The sequence below is a fragment of the Aliamphritea hakodatensis genome (assembly GCF_024347195.1).
GTDB lineage: Bacteria > Pseudomonadota > Gammaproteobacteria > Pseudomonadales > Balneatricaceae > Amphritea > Amphritea hakodatensis.
This window is the reverse complement of the sequence record NZ_AP025281.1, coordinates 4357204-4375068: the sequence shown is the minus strand read 5'-3', so window position 1 is coordinate 4375068 and position 17865 is coordinate 4357204. Positions and strand designations below refer to the sequence as shown.

Annotated in this window: 17 protein-coding genes; 8 read left to right on the top strand and 9 right to left on the bottom strand. The window is 54.8% G+C overall.

From position 1 onward, the window contains the following. Positions 1 to 191 precede the first annotated feature (191 nt). The 4 genes from PCI15_RS19875 (at position 192) to PCI15_RS19860 (ending at position 4314) form a co-directional block, all read left to right on the top strand. A complete protein-coding gene (locus PCI15_RS19875) occupies positions 192 to 1178 on the top strand; it encodes a TRAP transporter substrate-binding protein (protein ID WP_271271655.1) in 987 nt (328 codons plus the stop codon). A 148-nt stretch (positions 1179 to 1326) separates the two neighbouring features. Next, the gene (locus PCI15_RS19870) at positions 1327 to 1839 is read left to right on the top strand and encodes a TRAP transporter small permease (protein ID WP_271271654.1); all 513 of its coding nucleotides are present in this window, start codon (positions 1327 to 1329) and stop codon (positions 1837 to 1839) included. 3 nt (positions 1840 to 1842) lie between these two features. After that, the gene (locus PCI15_RS19865) at positions 1843 to 3147 is read left to right on the top strand and encodes a TRAP transporter large permease (RefSeq protein ID WP_271271653.1); all 1305 of its coding nucleotides are present in this window, start codon (positions 1843 to 1845) and stop codon (positions 3145 to 3147) included. A gap of 108 nt (positions 3148 to 3255) precedes the next feature. Then, the gene (locus PCI15_RS19860) at positions 3256 to 4314 is read left to right on the top strand and encodes a TRAP transporter substrate-binding protein (protein WP_271271652.1); all 1059 of its coding nucleotides are present in this window, start codon (positions 3256 to 3258) and stop codon (positions 4312 to 4314) included. Between the two features lie 6 nt (positions 4315 to 4320). Here PCI15_RS19860 and PCI15_RS19855 read toward each other — a convergent pair whose 3' ends face one another. Further along, positions 4321 to 5265, bottom strand: coding sequence for a LysR family transcriptional regulator (locus PCI15_RS19855; protein ID WP_271271651.1), 945 nt, complete (start codon positions 5263 to 5265; stop codon positions 4321 to 4323). Between the two features lie 131 nt (positions 5266 to 5396). Here PCI15_RS19855 and PCI15_RS19850 point away from each other — a divergent pair, with 131 nt between their 5' ends. Then, entirely contained in the window at positions 5397 to 7067 is a 1671-nt protein-coding gene (locus PCI15_RS19850; protein WP_271271650.1) for a thiamine pyrophosphate-dependent enzyme, read from the top strand. A 9-nt stretch (positions 7068 to 7076) separates the two neighbouring features. On the opposite strand, the gene cfa is transcribed toward PCI15_RS19850, so the two are convergent. Beyond that, entirely contained in the window at positions 7077 to 8267 is a 1191-nt protein-coding gene (gene cfa, locus PCI15_RS19845) for a cyclopropane fatty acyl phospholipid synthase (protein WP_271271649.1), read from the bottom strand. 369 nt (positions 8268 to 8636) lie between these two features. Between cfa and PCI15_RS19840 the strand changes: the two genes are divergently transcribed. Continuing rightward, positions 8637 to 9386 carry a phosphate/phosphite/phosphonate ABC transporter substrate-binding protein gene (locus PCI15_RS19840; protein ID WP_271271648.1) on the top strand — a complete coding sequence of 250 codons (750 nt, stop codon included), beginning with the start codon at positions 8637 to 8639 and terminating at the stop codon, positions 9384 to 9386. An 85-nt stretch (positions 9387 to 9471) separates the two neighbouring features. Here the strand turns inward: PCI15_RS19840 and PCI15_RS19835 are convergent, their stop codons facing one another. The 5 genes from PCI15_RS19835 to puuE all read right to left on the bottom strand — a co-directional run bounded on the left by PCI15_RS19835 (position 9472) and on the right by puuE (position 13836). Further along, positions 9472 to 10644 (bottom strand): urate hydroxylase PuuD, encoded by a 1173-nt coding sequence (locus PCI15_RS19835; protein ID WP_271271647.1) that lies wholly within the window; start codon positions 10642 to 10644, stop codon positions 9472 to 9474. Positions 10645 to 10745: 101 nt separating this feature from the next. Beyond that, a complete protein-coding gene (locus tag PCI15_RS19830; RefSeq protein WP_271271646.1) occupies positions 10746 to 11246 on the bottom strand; it encodes an ureidoglycolate lyase in 501 nt (166 codons plus the stop codon). A gap of 100 nt (positions 11247 to 11346) precedes the next feature. Then, entirely contained in the window at positions 11347 to 12342 is a 996-nt protein-coding gene (alc, locus tag PCI15_RS19825) for an allantoicase (protein WP_271271645.1), read from the bottom strand. Positions 12343 to 12383: 41 nt separating this feature from the next. Continuing rightward, positions 12384 to 12902 (bottom strand): 2-oxo-4-hydroxy-4-carboxy-5-ureidoimidazoline decarboxylase, encoded by a 519-nt coding sequence (gene uraD / locus PCI15_RS19820; protein ID WP_271271644.1) that lies wholly within the window; start codon positions 12900 to 12902, stop codon positions 12384 to 12386. Between the two features lie 16 nt (positions 12903 to 12918). After that, positions 12919 to 13836, bottom strand: a complete 918-nt coding sequence (gene puuE, locus PCI15_RS19815; protein ID WP_271271643.1) for an allantoinase PuuE — start codon at positions 13834 to 13836, stop codon at positions 12919 to 12921. A 295-nt stretch (positions 13837 to 14131) separates the two neighbouring features. Here puuE and uraH point away from each other — a divergent pair, with 295 nt between their 5' ends. Further along, entirely contained in the window at positions 14132 to 14482 is a 351-nt protein-coding gene (uraH, locus tag PCI15_RS19810; RefSeq protein WP_271271642.1) for a hydroxyisourate hydrolase, read from the top strand. A gap of 66 nt (positions 14483 to 14548) precedes the next feature. Here the strand turns inward: uraH and PCI15_RS19805 are convergent, their stop codons facing one another. Then, complete coding sequence (locus tag PCI15_RS19805; RefSeq protein WP_271271641.1) at positions 14549 to 15166, bottom strand: LysE family translocator; 618 nt, start codon at positions 15164 to 15166, stop codon at positions 14549 to 14551. Between the two features lie 156 nt (positions 15167 to 15322). Then, positions 15323 to 16651, bottom strand: a complete 1329-nt coding sequence (locus PCI15_RS19800) for an NCS2 family permease (protein WP_376787850.1) — start codon at positions 16649 to 16651, stop codon at positions 15323 to 15325. 441 nt (positions 16652 to 17092) lie between these two features. Between PCI15_RS19800 and PCI15_RS19795 the strand changes: the two genes are divergently transcribed. Then, positions 17093 to 17845, top strand: a complete 753-nt coding sequence (locus tag PCI15_RS19795; RefSeq protein WP_271271639.1) for a GntR family transcriptional regulator — start codon at positions 17093 to 17095, stop codon at positions 17843 to 17845. Positions 17846 to 17865: the final 20 nt, after the last annotated feature.

Below are 17865 nucleotides of genomic sequence, written 5' to 3'. Positions count from 1 at the left end.
GACTCAGTGAGGGGGGAGATACTGAGTCAAAAGTAACTCAGCGGGCTATTTTCCCGCAGTAAGGGTTCCTGATAACTTTTTGTTTTTGAACAGATAAAAAATATTTTTCAGAGTTGGTACAGGCTTTGCGATAAGGATGGGCAGCACATGCCATTGGTATCGCTAAGTAACCTTAACTTTGGAGAATAATAATGAAATCTGTAACCAAAAAAGCAGCGTTAATGCTGGCATCGGTATTATCCCTGGGCACGGCAACCGGCAGCTATGCCGAGACCCGCTGGGAAATGCCAACCCCTTATGGCGATGGCACGCATCAGACCCAGGTTGCACGCGGCTTTGCGGAAGAAGTGAGCGAAAAGTCCGGCGGTAAACTGACCATCAATGTTCATTCCGGCGGCTCGTTAATCAAACACCCGGAAATCCACCGGGCGGTGAAAACCCGTCAGGTGCAGATCGGTGAAGTATTCATTGGCCGTCTGGGCAATATCAACCCGATCTATAAACTGGATAACATTCCGTTTCTGGCGACGGATTTCGACAGCGCCGAAAAACTTTATCAGGCTTCAAAACCGGCGCTGAGCAAGGCGCTGGCTAAAGAAAATCTGATTCTGCTGTACACCTCACCGTGGCCCGCGCAGGACCTGTATTCCAATAAGGCGGTGAACAGCCTGGCGGATCTGAGCGGCCTGAAAATGCGCTCTTACAGCCCGACCACCTCCCGTCTGGCAGATTTGATGGGTACCACCCCGGTAAACATTCCTTTCAGCGATGTGGCGCAGGCATTCACCACCAACGCGATTGATGCCATGGTGACCTCCCCAAGCACCGGTGTGAACAGCCAGAGCTGGGACTACATTTCTAATTTCACCACCATCCATGCCTGGATTCCGAAGAACATGGTGTTTGCCAACAAGAAAATGTTTGACCGTCTGGATGCCGACACCCAGCAGGTCATTCTGACCGCGGCGGCCAACGCGGAGAAAAACGGCTGGGCACTGGGCCGTAAACTGGCGGTTGAACACACCGACACACTGGCAGACAACGGCATGACTGTTACCGCTCCCAGTGCTCAGCTGGAAACCGAGTTGCGGGCAATTGGCGATACCATGATCGGCGAATGGCTTGACGAAGCCGGTGCCTCCGGTCAGGCGGTATTCGATAACTATAAAGCCCTGTAAGGCGTTTCTCTCTGTTCACCTGTGCCTGAGGTATGGGTGAACAGTGTTCAGTTTTTATAACCTGTCCCGGAAAGCGCTGGTTGTCTGTTATTCAGGCAGGCTGAAGTACCGCGTTCTCCGACCAATGCAGTCGGGTAAAAATAATAATATGCACACACTCAGACAATACTTCTATTTAGCGTCTGCGATCTTATCAGGCAGCTGTCTGGTGATTATGACGCTGCTGATTCTGGCACAAATCGTCGCCCGTTTTTTCGGGGTGATCATTCCGTCTTCGGAAGATTTTGCCGGCTGGCTGTTGTCCGCAACGATTTTTTTCGGTCTGGCCTATACCTTCAATGCCGGTGGCCATATCCGGGTCACCATTCTGTTATCCCGTCTGAGAGGCCATACACGCCGCTGGATGGAGCTGGTAAATATCAGCGCCGGCTTACTGATCGTCGGCTATTCCACCTGGTACATCCTGTATACGGTGTATGAATCCTGGGTGTATGAGGATGTCACCGATACCTATCTGGTGATGCCCCTGTGGCTGGTACAAATGCCGATGGCGCTGGGGTCGCTGTTTCTGCTGATCGCCGTGGCAGATAATTTTATAACCGCGCTGCGGGGGCATACCCCCGGGTACATCAGCCATGAAGCCGCGCTGGAAGGGGAGTAAACCATGGATATGACATTAACCGGGTTTATTCTGGTGGTTTGCATGCTGCTGATGCTCACCAGCGGGGTGTGGGTTGCACTGACGCTGACCGGGCTTTCGGTGATTGGCCTGAGCCTGATCGGCAATGACAGTATCGGGCTGTTACTGGGCACTTCGTCCTGGAGTGCCGTGACCAGTTGGTCACTGACCGCTCTGCCGCTGTTTATCTGGATGGGGGAAATTCTCTTTCGCACCCGCTTATCACAGGATCTGTTCGAAGGGCTGTCACCGCTGTTATCCAAGCTGCCGGGTAAGCTGCTGCATGTGAATATTCTCAGCTGCGGCATTTTTGCGGCGGTATCCGGCTCGTCGGCGGCCACGGCGGCCACGATAGGCCGGATGACTCTGCCCGAGCTGTCGAAGCGGGGCTATGACGATACCATGTCGATTGGCACCCTGGCGGGCTCCGGAACGCTGGGTTTGCTGATTCCGCCTTCCATCATCCTGATCGTTTACGGAGTTTCTGCGGAAGTCTCTATTGCCCGGCTGTTTCTGGCCGGTGTCTTTCCGGGAATGGTACTGATCGGCCTGTTCATGGCATTCACCATTGGCTGGACGATCATCAATGGCCGTACCGCACAGGTGGCAGACTCTGTGGAGTACAGTACCCGGGAGAAACTGCAGTCCTTAACCAGGCTGATTCCCATCATTATGCTGATTGGCGGCGTGCTGGGGTCAATCTATCAGGGGCTGGCAACGCCCACGGAAGCGGCTGCCTTTGGTGTCGCCGGAGCGTTGTTATTATCTGCAGTGCTGGGCAGTTTCAGCTGGCAGGGCTTTATCGACAGTGTGGCCGGGGCGGTAAAAAACTCCTGCATGCTGGGGCTGATTCTGGTCGGCGCGCATTTTCTGACGCTGGCCATGGGCTTTATCGGTATTCCCAATGCACTGGCCGGCTGGATTGCTGAGCAAGGCTTATCCACAGTACAGCTGATTATCTGCCTGACGGTATTTTTTGTGGTGCTGGGCTGTTTTCTGGACGGTATCTCGGTGATCGTGCTGACCACTTCGGTGGTACTGCCCATGGTGACCCAGGCGAATATTGATCTGATCTGGTTCGGTATCTTTCTGGTGCTGGTGGTGGAAATGTCGCAGATTACGCCGCCGGTCGGGTTTAACCTGTTCGTGATTCAGGCACTGACCGGAAAAAACATCCTCTATGTGGCGAAAGCGGCGCTGCCGTTCTTCTTTATGATTGCCGTGGCGATTGTACTGATTTCGGTATTTCCGTCCATCGTGCTCTATTTGCCCACGCTGATGAGCAGTTAAACCGTTCGCCGGGCAATGGCTAAGCGGTTCAATAATGGCTACTCTGGGTAACATCAGATGACCTGATGTTTATCCGGAGTGACCTCTGGCTTTAAAGGCTGTTACTGCATGAAATTATCCACAAAACTGCTGCTGATCCCGTTGCTGATATGCCTGCTGTCCGCAGGGCGGTTGCTGGCCGGTGATACCATTATTATTAAGGCCGTCGGTACCTGGGGATATTTTACCAACTACCAGAAACATGAAGGCCCGTTCTGGAATCAGCACATGGCTGAGGTTTCCGGCGGTCAGATAATCGGTGAAATAAAACCCCAGACGGAACTGGGCCTGCGGGGCTATGAAATCATGCGGCTGGTGAAAAACGGCGTGTTTGATTTTGCTTTTGGCCTGCCGGGGTATGTGGTGCCGGAAAGCGAAATATTCGAGGGGGCGGATTTGTCTTCTCTGGTGCAGAACATTGCTGTGCAACGGCAGGTAGCGGATGCGTATTTTCCCACACTGGCCCGGGCGTTTGAGGAAAAATACAACGCCAAACTGATGATGCTGTATCCCTTTCCCAGCCAGATGATCTGGTGTACCAGCCCGGTGAACAGCATTGAAGACCTGCGTGGGAAACGGGTGCGGGTGTACCTGACGACCCTGGGGGATTTTGTTGAAGGGGTCGGGGCGATCCCGGTCAGCGCGCCGTTTCATGATGTCCCTGAGGCGATGAAGAAAGGGGTGTTTGACTGCGTGATTACCGGCACGATGTCGGCCTATACCGGCGAGCTGTACAAGGTGGCGTCCCACGGCTTTACGTTAAGAGTCGGCTGGGGGCTGGCCTTCGGGGCAATTAACAGAACCAAGTGGAATTTGCTGAGTGACGCCCAGAAGGCATTGCTAAAGCAGGAAATCGACACCCTCACTGAGCGTATGTGGCAGGAAACCGCGACTGAGGATGCCACCGCACTGGCCTGCTTATCCACAGGCCCCTGCGAGATAGGAGAAAGCGGCGGTATGACTCTGGTGGAGCCGTCGGCGTCTGATCTGGTGGTCCGTGATCAGGTGGCGGCGGATGTCATTCTGCCCCGCTGGGCCAGCCGCTGTGGCCCGGAATGTGCGGCAAACTGGAACCGAACCGTCGGCCGGATTCTGGGCCTGCGGGCACAGGCAGGTATGCCGCAGTAACGCCCGTTAACGCTGTGGTTCATTTAACATACCTCGCCAGCGGCCGCTGGCGAATTCTTCCCGGGTGCACTGGCGGATCAGTTCTGTGAGCCGCAGGGTGATGTTACGCACCGGCCGGTCCGGGTCGGTGGCGATATATACATTGCGGTAGATTTCCGGTTCGGTAATTTTCTGGGCGCACAGCAGGGGGGCCGGTTCCAGATGATAAAATGCAGAAGAGGGTAAAATCAGCCGGCAGTGTCCTTCGCAGGCAAAACGCAGGCTGGTCATCAACTGGCCGTAAGGACGGCGTTTTCTGAGCCGGATACCGGTCTGGTTTTCCGCTTGTTGCAGGATATACGCCAGCGACTCCTTGCCTGTGGTGGTCACCACTTCATAGTTTGCCAGCTCAGCAAAACTGATCTCTGCCGGTAAGGCCCCTTCACCGGATGACGGCCGCTGATTCAGAAAATACATCGACTCGCGAATCAGTAATTCTTTACGGATGCCGGGAATATCGCTGCCATCTTCGTAGATGATGGCGATATCCGCCGTGCCGTTCTTCAGCATATCGGTAACTTCGTAAGATAAGCCTGTGCGCAGATCCAGATCCAGACCGGGGTACAGGGTTGCCGCAGCCCGGGTCAGTGGCAGGGCGAGGATATTGTCCGTGGCCTGATTCATGGCCAGCACTACCGTACCTTTAGGGTTACTTTCCAGCTCGGCGATGTCCACCAGTAAGCGCTCCTGTCCACGGATGACCTCCTGTGCATAACGGTGAAACAGCTGGCCTGATTCGGTCAGGCAGACGCCTCGGGTGCCGCGGGTGAAGAGTTGGGTTTTCAGTTCATGTTCCAGTTTCGAAATGCTCAGGCTGAGGGCCGGCTGGGCAACGTCCAGCGACCGTGCCGCTGCCGCAATGCTGTGTGCCCTGGTAACCGCCAGAAAGTGGTGAAGCTGTTTGTGGTTCATCGTCGCTGCCATTGGTGCTGAAAACTTATGTATAACGATTTCGTTATATCAGATCAATAATCTTTATAATTGTTGATAGCAAATGCCTGTCATAGCATTCGGCCACATGCTGAATGGAAGGAGGCTATAAGGTGGATGCAGTGACACAGCAACGAACGGCCGGTGAAGCGATTATTGATGCGGTTGTGGCCAACGGTACGGACACCGTTTTCGGCATTCCCGGCGCACAGATTTATCCGCTTTTTGACGGCATTTATAAATCGCCGTTGCGGCTGGTGGTGCCCCGTCATGAACAGGCGGCGGCCTACATGGCGATGGGCTACGCCAAATCCACCGGTAAAACCGGAGTGTTTTCGGTGGTGCCTGGGCCGGGCATTCTGAATACCAGTGCAGCACTGTGTACGGCAATGAGTAACTGCAGCCCGATTGTCGGCCTGACCGGGCAGATTCCATCTTCATTCCTCGGCAAGGGGCGGGGGCATCTGCATGAGCTGAAGGACCAGACCGGCACCTTAAAAACACTGATTAAAGATGCCATCCATATCGGTTCACCCGGGGATATTTCCGGTGAAGTAAACCGGGCGTTTCAGCTGGCACAGAGTGGCCGGCCGGGGCCTGTTACGGTGGAAATGTGCTGGGATATCATGGCCGCAAATAGCAGCCTGCAACCGCCTGTTGCGCCGGTAATGCCGACATTACCCGAAGCTGATCCGGCACAGATTAAGGCCGCTGCCGCGTTAATCCGGCAGGCCCGTAAACCGATGATCCTCTGCGGCTCGGGCGCACAGCATGCTGCAGCAGAAGTGCTGGCGCTGGCTGAACGTATTACGGCGCCGGTGGGTGGCTTTCGCAGCGGGCGGGGCATCGTGCCTGAAGATCACCCGCTGGGGGTGCCACCGGTGGCGGCCCGCCAGTTGTGGGATGAGGTGGATCTGCTGATCGGCATTGGCAGCCGGCTGGAGATGCCGTACCTCAACTGGGCCAATAAGTTTATGCAGTATGAGCAGAAGCCCAGTGGCGGCCCGAAACTGCTGCGGATTGATATTGACCCGGCGCAGATGGATATCTTCCAGCCCGATCAGGCGGTTGTGGCGGATTCTGCTCAGGCGTGCCGGCTGATCCTTGAACAGCTTGAGAGTGGTCATTCACCGGATCATAAACGGCTGGATGACATTGCAACGGCTAAGGCGGTGGCCTGGCGGGCCATTCAGAAAGTGCAGCCGCAGCTGTCTTATCTGAATGTGATTCGTGAGGTGCTCCCCCGGGAAGGGATTTATGTACCGGAAGTCTCACAGATGGGGTTTGCCACCTGGATTGGCGGCTTTCCGGTGCTGCGGCCCCGCTCCTTTATTGAAGGCGGGTATCAGGGCAATCTGGGCTATGGTTTTGCCACGGCGCTGGGGGCGAAAGTGGCGAATCCGGCGCGGCCGGTGGTATCGGTCTGTGGGGATGGTGGGTTTATGTTTGGTGCACAGGAACTGATTACCGCCGCAGAGCATAATATCGCGCTGGTGACGCTGGTGTTTAATAACAGTACCTATACCAATGTGCGCCGTGATCAGTTACTGGGATACGGTGGCCGTTTCAGCGGTTCGGAAATTACCAGTCCGGATTTTGTCAGAATGGCGGAAAGCTGTGGTGTACAGGCCTGGCGGGTGGACTCGCCTGCGGCGCTTAAACCGGTACTGGAAAAAGCGCTGGCGGCAGACCGGCCGGTGCTGATTGAAGTGATGTCGGAACGGGGTTCGGAAGCTTCACCCTGGGAGTTTATCCACATGCATCAGCGGCTGGGGGCAGTGTAAACGCGCCGTTCATCTGGGGCTCTGGTAGCGGGGCAGGGGCACCAGCCGTTTGCGCAGTACCAGTTGATAAAGCTGCAGGCTGCGGCTCTGAAATGCTGCCGTACAGGTTTTCAGGTAGTAGGACCACATGCGGTAAAACTGTTCGCTGTAGCTTGCCTGCAGCTGTGGCCAGTGTTGTTCAAAGTTGTGATGCCAGGCGCGCAGTGTGGTGGCGTAATCCTGACCAAAGTTATGCACATCCTCAATCACAAACCAGGGTTCTGCAGCAGCACTGATCTCGCTGAGCGCCGGAATGGCGCCGTTGGGGAAAATGTATTTATCAATCCAGGGATCGGTGCCCTGATGACGGGTATCGCTGCCAATGGTGTGGAGTACAAAGATGCCTTCATCCTTCAGGCAGTTATGAACAGTGTGCATATAGGTAAGGTAATTTTTCGGTCCGACGTGCTCAAACATGCCGATTGATACTGCTTTATCGTATTGCCCCTGCAGGCTGCGGTAGTCCAGCAACCGGATACTCACCGGCAGCCCCCTGCAGCGTTCCCGGGCCAGCTTCTCCTGTTGCTCCGAGACGGTAATGCCACACACCCGCACCCCGTATTCCCGGGCCGCCAGCTCTGCAAAGCTGCCCCAGCCACAGCCTATGTCCAGGACATGTTCGCCAGCGGACAGCTGAGCTTTGTGGCAGGTCAGCCGTAATTTATTCAGTTGCGCCTGATGCAGATCGGTGGTGTCTTTCCAGTAGCCACAGGAGTACGCCATGGTCGGGTCCAGCATGGCTTCATAGAGATCATTTCCGGCGTCGTAATGTTGTTCGCCGACCTGAAAAGCGCGTTTCACAGACTGCCGGTTAAACAGGGTGGCGCTGAACCATTCCTTCAGGGGGATCCGGCGTCCGGTAAAGTGTGGGTCCAGCCCGGCTTCTAAAATACGGCGAATCAGTTCTTCGACGCTGATACAGTCCCACCATCCTTCCATATAAGCTTCGCCCAGCCCGACTGTGCCCTGTTTCAGAATCCGTAGCCAGAGCGCCGGGTTATGCACTTGCGGGTCCCAGGGGTTGGAACCGTTAACGGTGATCCCGACGCTGCTCAGCTGTGAGGTGAAGTACGATTCCAGCGGTGAGGGCGGGGAAAACGGCGGCGTCTGGCCGGACATGTCCGCAGGGCCGGACGAACAGATATCCTTATCATTCATCATATTATCTTCCTGATATATGCCCGCTCGGGCGGGCTGAAATGGCGTCTGTTTTCATACTACCGGCCAGAAAAACAATGCAAAGCGGAAATATACTATCGGGCTGATAAGGGATTTTAATGATACTGGCCGGGGAATGCTGTGCGGCATTTCACGGGCGGGAAGACAACCGGTTTTTGTGAGATGAAGATGGTGTACTGCAGATGATGTGTTACTGAAAGCTTGCAGCAGATGGCTTGTAGGAGATAGCTTGTAGGAAAGCACTTGTTGTAAAGAGTTTGCCTGCAGTTTGCCTGATCTGGCGCAGGGGTGGGGGAGCGGTTGTGTTTTAAAATCCCCTACAGTCTCAGTATTGCCCGTGGGGGAATTACCATGAAACACGCTGTACTTTGTCTGTTCCTGTGTCTGGGCAGTTTACCGGCCGGGCTGCAGGCCGCTGAACCGCTAACCCTGTTTGTCAGCTCGGCAGAAGGCGGGGCTATATCCGGGCGCAGGTTGCACAACTTAAGCCGCTATCTGAACCAGCAGGGTTGTCCGGTGAGCGATATCAAAACAGCGGCAGCATTTCCTGACGACCTGAATGCACAGCTGGTGTTTGCACCCCTTGAGCATGAATTCAGTTCCGGTTATCAGCCGTTGCTGAATCTGCAGGTGCTTAACGGTGCGGAGCTGTCGGCCAGTGTTCTGGTGCGGGGATCGACAGCAGTACCGGACCTTAAGGCGCTGTCAGGTGTGCGGATTGCATTTTTATCGCCGGAATCGGTGACCGGTTATCTGCTGGCCCGAGACCTGTTTACCTCTGTCGGTGTGGAACATAAAGCTGACCGGATTACCTATACCCGTACCAGCGTCGGTGCAATGTCCCTGTTGCTGCATAAGGATGTCTTTGCCGCCGTGATTGCCACGCCGCTGGCGGATAAATGGCGTCGGGATAATGATCTGCAGCTGGTGGGCGTCACTGAAGCGGTTAACCCCGGCGCGCTGTGGAGTAAGAATCTGTCACCGGCGTTACAGGCCAGTTGTCGGACGGCATTTCTTGAGCTGTCGGACGGCAGCCGCAGCAGTAAAAAGTTACTGAAGATTTTCCCTGGCTGGCTGCAGGGGTTTACTGAGCCTCAGTAAGGCAACACACCGCGCATAAAAAAAGGTGCTTCCGTGTGGAAGCACCCTAACAGGCTATCGCCTTCTGGTTATGCTTTTTTCTGGTTTACTCGGGCTTACCGGCACTGATCCAGGCGGCAATCTGATCCCTTTCTGCCTGAGTCATTTGCGTGATGTTGCCCAGCGGCATGGCCTTGGTAGTGATGGCCTGCGCTTCTATTTGTGCAGATTTCTGTGAGATCTGTTCAATGGTATCCAGTACAAAGCCCCCGGGAGGACTGGTGAAGCCCGGATAACTTGGGGTATCCGAGTGGCAGACACTGCAGCGTTCGCTGATGATTTCATGGACCACCTGAGCACTGACCGCCGGACTGCTCTGCGCCGCCTGTTTCGGAGCCACCACAAAGGCCAGACAGATCATCCCCAGTGCACCGGCCGGTAAGGTCCAGGCAAACTTCTGCGTCAGGTGACGGGTATTGAAGTAATGGCGTACCAGTACGCTGATGGCGGCAATGCCGGCCAGGATCAGCCAGTTATATTCATGCCCATAGGTGCTCGGAAAGTGGTTGCTGATCATGATAAACAGCACCGGCAGGGTGAAGTAGTTATTGTGGCGCGAGCGCAGCAGGCCTTTGGCCGGCAGGGCCGGGTCCGGTTGCTGGCCGGCTTCAATGGCGCTGACCAGCGCCCGCTGGGCCGGCATGATAATGCGGAAGACGTTACCCACCATTATTGTACCTATGATGGCACCCACGTGGATGAAGGCACCGCGGCCGCTGAATACCTGAGACAGCCCCCAGGCGGCTGCAATCAGCAGAATGAACAGGATCGCGCCGAGCAGTGCTGGTTTTTTACCCAGCGGCGAATCGCACAGCAGGTCGTAGACGAACCAGCCAACCACCAGGCTGGCAACACCCATACCGATGGCAGCCGCAGAACTTAAATCAGAACCGGGGGCAACCAGATACAGCTTGGCGTTCAGGTAGTAAACCACCGCCAGCAGGGTAACGCCCGACAGCCAGGTGGCATAGGCTTCCCATTTAAACCAGTGCAGCTTTTCCGGCATTTGCGGCGGTGCCAGTGTGTATTTTTCCAGATGATAAATCCCGCCGCCATGAATCGCCCAGAGATCGCCAGACAAACCTTCGCGGGGATTGCTGCGTTCCAGATGGTTCTCCAGCCAGACAAAATAAAAGGACGCACCTATCCAGGCAACGCCGGTGATCATGTGTACCCAGCGTACCGCCAGGTTTAACCACTCTATGATATGGGGATCCATCGTTCACTCCTCATCTTAAGTTGCAGGCATTTTTCAGCCTGCCAGTATTTTTATTATGCACTTACGTTCCGGCGTACCGCGTTTATTAGGCGGAAGCTGCGTCAGGCCGGTAGCAGCTCTATGGCAATGTCTGCCGGAAATTCATGTTCGTCACAGTTGTGGCCTTCACCGGCCCGGTCGATGACCAGAAAGCTGTCGTCTGCCGCGCAGCTGATCACCGGGTGATGCCAGACCCCTGTGTGATAGTTAATGCCTTGCTGGCCGTCGGTGATGAATGCCTGAATCTTGCTGACCTCAGGGGTATCACCGGGGGGCGCGACCACAATCAGAAAAGGCTCACCGTTCAGCGGGATAAAAGCCTGACTGCCCAGCGGGTGACGTTCCAGCATGCTGACAGGCATCGGCATCGGATACGCATGGGTAGTGAAGATACTGATGATCGCCGTATCTTCCGCTTTGCCCAGGCTGACATCCGCCAGACGGTGGTAGCGCCGAGTATTACCCTTATTGATCATGAAGAAATCCCGGTCGCGGGTTTCAATCACATCGCCGTACGGTGCAAAGGCTTCGGCGGTTAAGGGTTGTGGTTTCAGTGTAAGCATATTCACCTCATGGTTGCCGCCCTGTGGCAGATGCCGGCAGGGCTGGCCTGGTTGCCGGGCCGGAGGTTAGTCTCTGCGTCCGGCAACCTGTTATCGGGCTTTAACGGTCAGTATTGGCGACCTTGCCGAATAAACGTAACCGGCTGACGCCGCCGTCCGGGAAGATGTTCAGGCGCACGTGGGTAACCGGCCCCAGTGCAGCGATCTGTTCCGCGAACTCATGCTCCTGATGCATTTCCAGTTTCTGGGATGGCAGCAGTTCTTTCCAGAACAGGCTCTGGGTTTCGATTTGCTCGTCAGTACCGCCTTTGACAAAGGCCGCCTGAATGGAGCAGCTGTCCGGGTAGTTACCCTTGAAGTGCAGGGTGTCGACGACAATGCGTTCGATCTCGCCCGGGTGTCCCAGTGCGACGATAACCCAGTCATTGCCCGGCGTACGGCGACGGGCAGTTTCCCAGCCATCGCCCATGTTGACGCCACGGCCCGGGTTAAGGATGTTGCTCATGGTGCCGAAGTGCTCATCGCTGCAGGCCAGTGCCCGGCCACCGTTCAGAGATGCCGCCAGATCAACCTGTTCATCGGCGCTCTGGGCCGACCAGTCGCGGTGTGGCAGGCCGTATACCCGCAGGCGGGCAACCCCGCCGTCCGGGTAGATGTTAAAGCGCAGGTGGGTCCACGGGCGGTCATCGCTGATGCTGTGCAGGTGCTGGCTGTTACCCTGCAGGCTGACTGCCGGCAGGATTTCATGCCACTGTTGCTCATCAGACGGATCACCGTCCGGGCAGAAGCAGGCTTCCAGTGATGCGGATGGCGGAAAGTTACCGGTAAAGTGGCAGGTATCAATGTCCACCCCTTTAATCACCCCGGGTACCCCCAGACGGATGGTGGTGTAGTCATAGCCTTCGAAGCGCTTGCGGCGGGATTCCCAGCCGTCCATCCATTTTCCGTTGTCATCGAATACACCTTCTTTCCACACCGGCGCTTCAGGCTGCAGCATTCGGTTTACGTCGGCAAACCAGTCATCGGTGACGTAGATCGCTTTACTGCCCAGGCGGGCGTCTGCCAGATTGATGTATTTTAAAAAGTCTTGAGTCATTGTGTCAGTGTCCTGCTGAGATGATTGTCGTTACGGCCGGCTTACATAGCGCTGAGGCGGAACAGGGCAATCTTGTTAATTTCTTCCAGTGCGCGGGAAAACTCTGTTTCCGGCGAGTTGTGTATGCGGGTTTCGAAAGCCGCCAGAATTTCGTGCCGGTTGCTGCCCTTTACCGCCATGATGAACGGAAAGTTGAAACGGGCTTTATAGGCATCGTTTAACTCGGTAAAACGTTTAAACTCTTCGGCGGTACATTCATTGATACCGGCCCCGGCCTGTTCAGAGGTGGAGGCTTCGGTGAGCTCTCCGGCAATGGCTGCCTTGCCCGCCAGGTCCGGGTGAGCATTGATCAGCGCCAGCTGAGCTTCCTGGCTGGCGGATAACAGCACAGCGGCCATCCGCTGCTGCAGTTGTTCAATGTTGCTGGCATCGTCCGGCAGGCCCTGATCAAAGGTCTGTTCGGCCACCCACGGGGAATGTTCGTAAATATCCGCAAAGGTGCTGACGAAGGTGTCGCGGTCCATCCGGCCGGGGGTGCAGTGCTGAAATTGCTGAGTCATGGCAGATCGCTTCCGTTTAAGTGTTAGCCTGAAATGGGTGGGTGATATGCCAGTGGCGGGCGATATCCACCCGGCGGGCAAACCAGACCCGTTCGTGGGACTGGGCGTATTCAATGAAGCGGCGCAGCGCGGCGATGCGTCCCGGACGGCCAATCAGCCGGCAGTGCAGGCCGATGGACAGCATTTTCGGTGCTTCTTCGCCTTCTTCATAAAGGGTGTCAAAGCTGTCCTTCAGGTACTGGAAGAACTGCTCACCGCTGTTAAAACCCTGCTGGGTGGCAAAGCGCATATCGTTGCTGTCCAGGGTGTAGGGGACGACAAGGTGGCCTTTACCCTGATTGTTGACCCAGTAGGGCAGGTCATCATCGTAGGCGTCGCTGTCGTACAGGAAGCCACCTTCCTCCATCACAATGTCCCGGGTGTTGGGACTGTTGCGGCCGGTGTACCAGCCCTGCGGCCGCTGGCCGGTGATGTCCTGCAGAATGTTAATGGCTTTGTACAGGTGTTCCTGTTCTTCTTCTTTGCTGAGCTTCTGGTAATCGATCCAGCGATAGCCGTGGCTGCAGATCTCATGGCCTGCCTGATGCATCGCCTGAATGACTTCCGGGTAACGCTGAGCAGCCATGGCGACGGCAAAAATTGTCAGTGGAATTTTATGTTTGGCGAACAGTTTAAGAATGCGCCAGACACCGGCACGGCTGCCGTACTCGTATACCGACTCCATGCTCATGTGACGGGCGTCCGGGAAGGGGACCGCGCCGGGCAGTTCCGACAAAAAAGCTTCGGATTCATTATCACCGTGAAGCAGGCAGCGTTCGCCCCCTTCTTCATAGTTAAGAACAAAGGATACGGCGATGCGCGCCTGACCCGGCCATTGCGGATCAGGAGGGGTATTACCGTAACCGATCAGATCTCGGGGATATTCATGATTCACGGTGACGTTCCTTCTGTATTAAACTGAATAATAAGTTGACCTCAAGGTCAGAATGAAATCATTGTATACAATTTTTGGTTTTATATGCAAAGATAAGCAGACTCTTTGCTTTTCATCATTCGAAACAACTTATAAAGCGCTTATATAACAGCTGATTAGACAGTAAATGATATTGATTGTATACAAAATAAGTTTATTTTTGTCTCAGAAGTATTATAGTTCAGCTATTCATTAATGGCTCAGTAAGAGCGGAGCTGCGTCCGTCTCTGATGCTTATAAACAGGAGGTATTCCCGATGGGCTACTTAACAACCCACGTACTGGATTCTGCACATGGCTGTCCGGGCAGTGATATTCCGGTCACGCTGTACCGGATCGATGGCGAACGGACATTGCTGGCGGAGCGTCATACCAATGACGACGGCCGCTGTGACAGCCCGATTCTGGAAGGCAGTGACTTTGTGGCCGGTGTGTATGAGCTGGTTTTCCGGGTGGGGGATTATTACCGGGGTAAAGGCCTGTCGTTACCGGAGCCGGCTTTTCTGGATGAGGTGGTGCTGCGTTTCGGTATAGCCGATGAAGATGAGCACTATCACGTACCACTGCTGATCTCACCGTACAGCTATTCCACCTACCGGGGCAGCTGATCTCACAACCCTTAACAATAAAAAACCGGCTCTTAAGCCGGTTTTTTATTGTCTGAACTTTCGGCACTATTTCAGCAGGACAGCGCCGCCGGCGGTGACAAAAATGCCCGCACTGATTCGGTTGAATATCTGTACGCCCCGGCTTTTTTGCAGCCAGGGGGCCACCAGTTGCGCACCGCCGCCGTAAAACAGTTTGCAGACCAGATCCAATACGCACCAGCTGACAATCATGGTGATCAGCTGGGGCAGGAAGGCACTGGCCGGGTCGATGAACTGAGGCAGGAAGGCCACAAAGAACAGAATGTCTTTGGGGTTACTGATCCCCAGGCTGAAAGCCCGCCAGAACATGCCGGCAAAGCCCGGCCGGGAGCTCTTCAGCTGGCCGGCGCCCTCAGCCCGTCTGGCGCTCTGCCAGGCCTGATAGCCAAGATAAATCAGATAGGCCGCACCGGCATAGCGGATAGCCGTAAAGAGATTCTCAGAGGCCAGCAGCAGGGCTCCGAGGCCGGTTGCCGAGGCGGTAAGCAGAATTAAGGAAGCACTTACTCCGCCTGCAAAGGCCGGTGTACTGCGCAACAGACCATAATTAATACTGTTCGCCACCATCAGCAACGACAGTGGCCCCGGGACCAGAATTACCAGCATGGAGGCTGAGCAAAAAAGTAACCAGGTTTCGATGTTCATTAAAAGGCTTCCGGTTATGGTTCAGATTGGTGTTGATAGCCGTGACGAAAAAAGCCTTCCACAGGGGAAGGCAAGGGTTTCGGCCACAGGCCATTCGGATAATAACAGAGGGCACAACTCCGCGCAGTGGCGCACCCACCCACGGAGTAACTGTTATTAAAGGAATATAAATTTACTGATGAAGATACCTGTCAGCACATAGATACTCAGGGAAATCTCATCACGGCGACCGGTGAACAACTTCATGGCGGTATAGGTAATGAAGCCCATCGCGATACCGTTGGCGATTGAGAAGGTCAGCGGCATCATGATCACGGTAACGATGGCCGGAATCGCATCGGTGGTGTCATCCCAGTTGATCTGTTTCATGCCGGTCATCATCAGCATGGCGACATAGATCAGTGCACCGGCGGTGGCGTAGGCAGGGATCATACCGGCCAGCGGTGCCAGGAACATCGCTGCCAGGAACAGGCAGCCAACCGTGACGGCTGTCAGGCCGGTACGGCCACCGGCAGCAACACCGGAGGCACTTTCCACATAACTGGTCACCGGCGGGCAACCGAACAGTGCCCCGATGGCGCTGGAGCTGCTGTCGGCTTTCAGTGCCTTGCTCAGGTTTTCGATGTAACCGTCTTTACGGATCAGATTTGCCTTGGTTGCCACGCCCATCAGGGTGCCTGCTGTATCGAACATATTCACAAACAGGAAGGCAAGAATGATGCTGACCATACTGATGTTCAGCGCACCCATGATGTCCAGTGCCATCAGGGTGGGGGCAATGCTTGGCGGTGCGGACACGATGCCGTTGTACTGCACCAGATCCATTGTCAGGCCAATGCCGGTCACGGCCAGGATGCTGATGAGTACCGCACCGAAGATATTATGGTACGCCAGCACAGAGATCATCAGGAAGCAGACCGCAGCCAGTAATGTAGAGGGTTCCAGGAAGGTGCCCATGGACAACAGGGTAGCGGGATTGTCCACCACGATACCGGCGGTTTTCAGACCGATCAGGCCCAGGAATAAACCGACCCCGGCGGTCATTGCGAACTTCAGGCTGGTGGGGATGCTGTTGAGCAGCCACTCGCGAATTTTATAGAAGCTCATAATGACGAACAGTATGCCGGAAATGAATACCGCACCCAGTGCGACCTGCCAGTCATAGCCCATTTCAGCAACGACGGTGTAGGTGAAGAACGCGTTTAACCCCATTCCGGGGGCGAGGCCGACGGGCCAGTTGGCGTACAGCCCCATCAGGAAGCAGGCAATTGCCGCGCCGATACAGGTGGCGACAAAGACGGCACCGTGATCCATACCCGCATCAGACATGATGTTGGGGTTAACGAAGATGATGTAACCCATGGTTACAAAGGTGGTTAAACCGGCGATTAGCTCGGTCTTGATATTGGTTTTGTGTTCACTGAGGCGGAAAAAACGGTCGAGTAAACCGCGTTCTTCTCTCAGTGCTTGCTGGTCTTGCTGAATATTTTCCACAACTTACTCCTCAGGTTAGAGAGCCACGAATTATTTTTATAAATGGCGCCCGTTGTGCAGCAACTTTGGCATGCGGTACAACTTGTGTACTGGATTTAATAGTAAGATTGTATACAAAAAAATCAACTCTCGGGTCAGGTTTTTCTTTTTCACGTGCTGAAATTTATCCGCATCTGAGGTGCTGCTAATGGCACAGGCCTTGATCCTGAGCAGGGCTTCATGTGTACAGAAGAGCCGCTTTTGTGTACTATTTTCGCTTCAGAGACCGTCGGTTTCCGGAGTGCGTGCTTGGCAGATAATTGTCTGAAAGTTAAGCAGTTCCCGGAGAGTAACAAACGACAGAAGGTTGGCTTGTGGCGCTTTTAGCAGCGAATAAGCAGTCACCCAACGTAACAATTTCTTTTATATTTTGGTTCAGATACAGCAGAGTTTATGACACAGATTTCTCCACAAAATCCGAACGGAAATTCGGTAAAAAGTGCGGTTAAAAAATCCCGGAAAGCGGGAAAAACCCAGGATGAGATTGTCTATGCACATATCTTTGATGCGATTCTGGAGCAGCGTCTGGCACCGGGAACCAAATTAAATGAAGAGTCTTTGGGTGAGATTTTTGGCGTAAGCCGGACCATTGTGCGCCGGGCATTATCCCGTTTGGGCCATGAGCAGGTGGTGAATCTGCGGCCGAACAAAGGTGCCATAGTTGCCTGCCCTAGCATTGAAGAAGCCCGGCAGATCGTTTTTGCCCGCCGGGTGGTTGAAAAGGCGGTCACCGAACTGGTGGTGGATAACGCACTGGATGCCCAGATTGATAATCTTAAGCAGATGGTGCTGGATGAACAGGCCTGTTTTGCCAGAGGCGACCGGGGCGCGGGTATCCGTTTGTCCGGTGAGTTCCACCTGCAGCTGGCTGAAATGGCTGATAACCCGCCGTTGCTGAGCTTCCAGCGCAGTCTGGTGTCGCAATGTTCACTGATCATCGCGCAGTATGAAAGCGGTTCGAAGTCTCACTGCTCATATGATGAACATTTTGAGCTGATCGACGCCATCCGGCAGCGCAATAAGCCGCTGGCGCTGCAACTGATGCAGCATCATCTGGATCATATCGAAAACAAACTGAAGCTGGATGACGAGGTATCGTCCGATGATCTGCGGGCAATCTTTGCCGACGTTGTTAGCGATAAGTAACCGTTTGCACTGAACAGCCG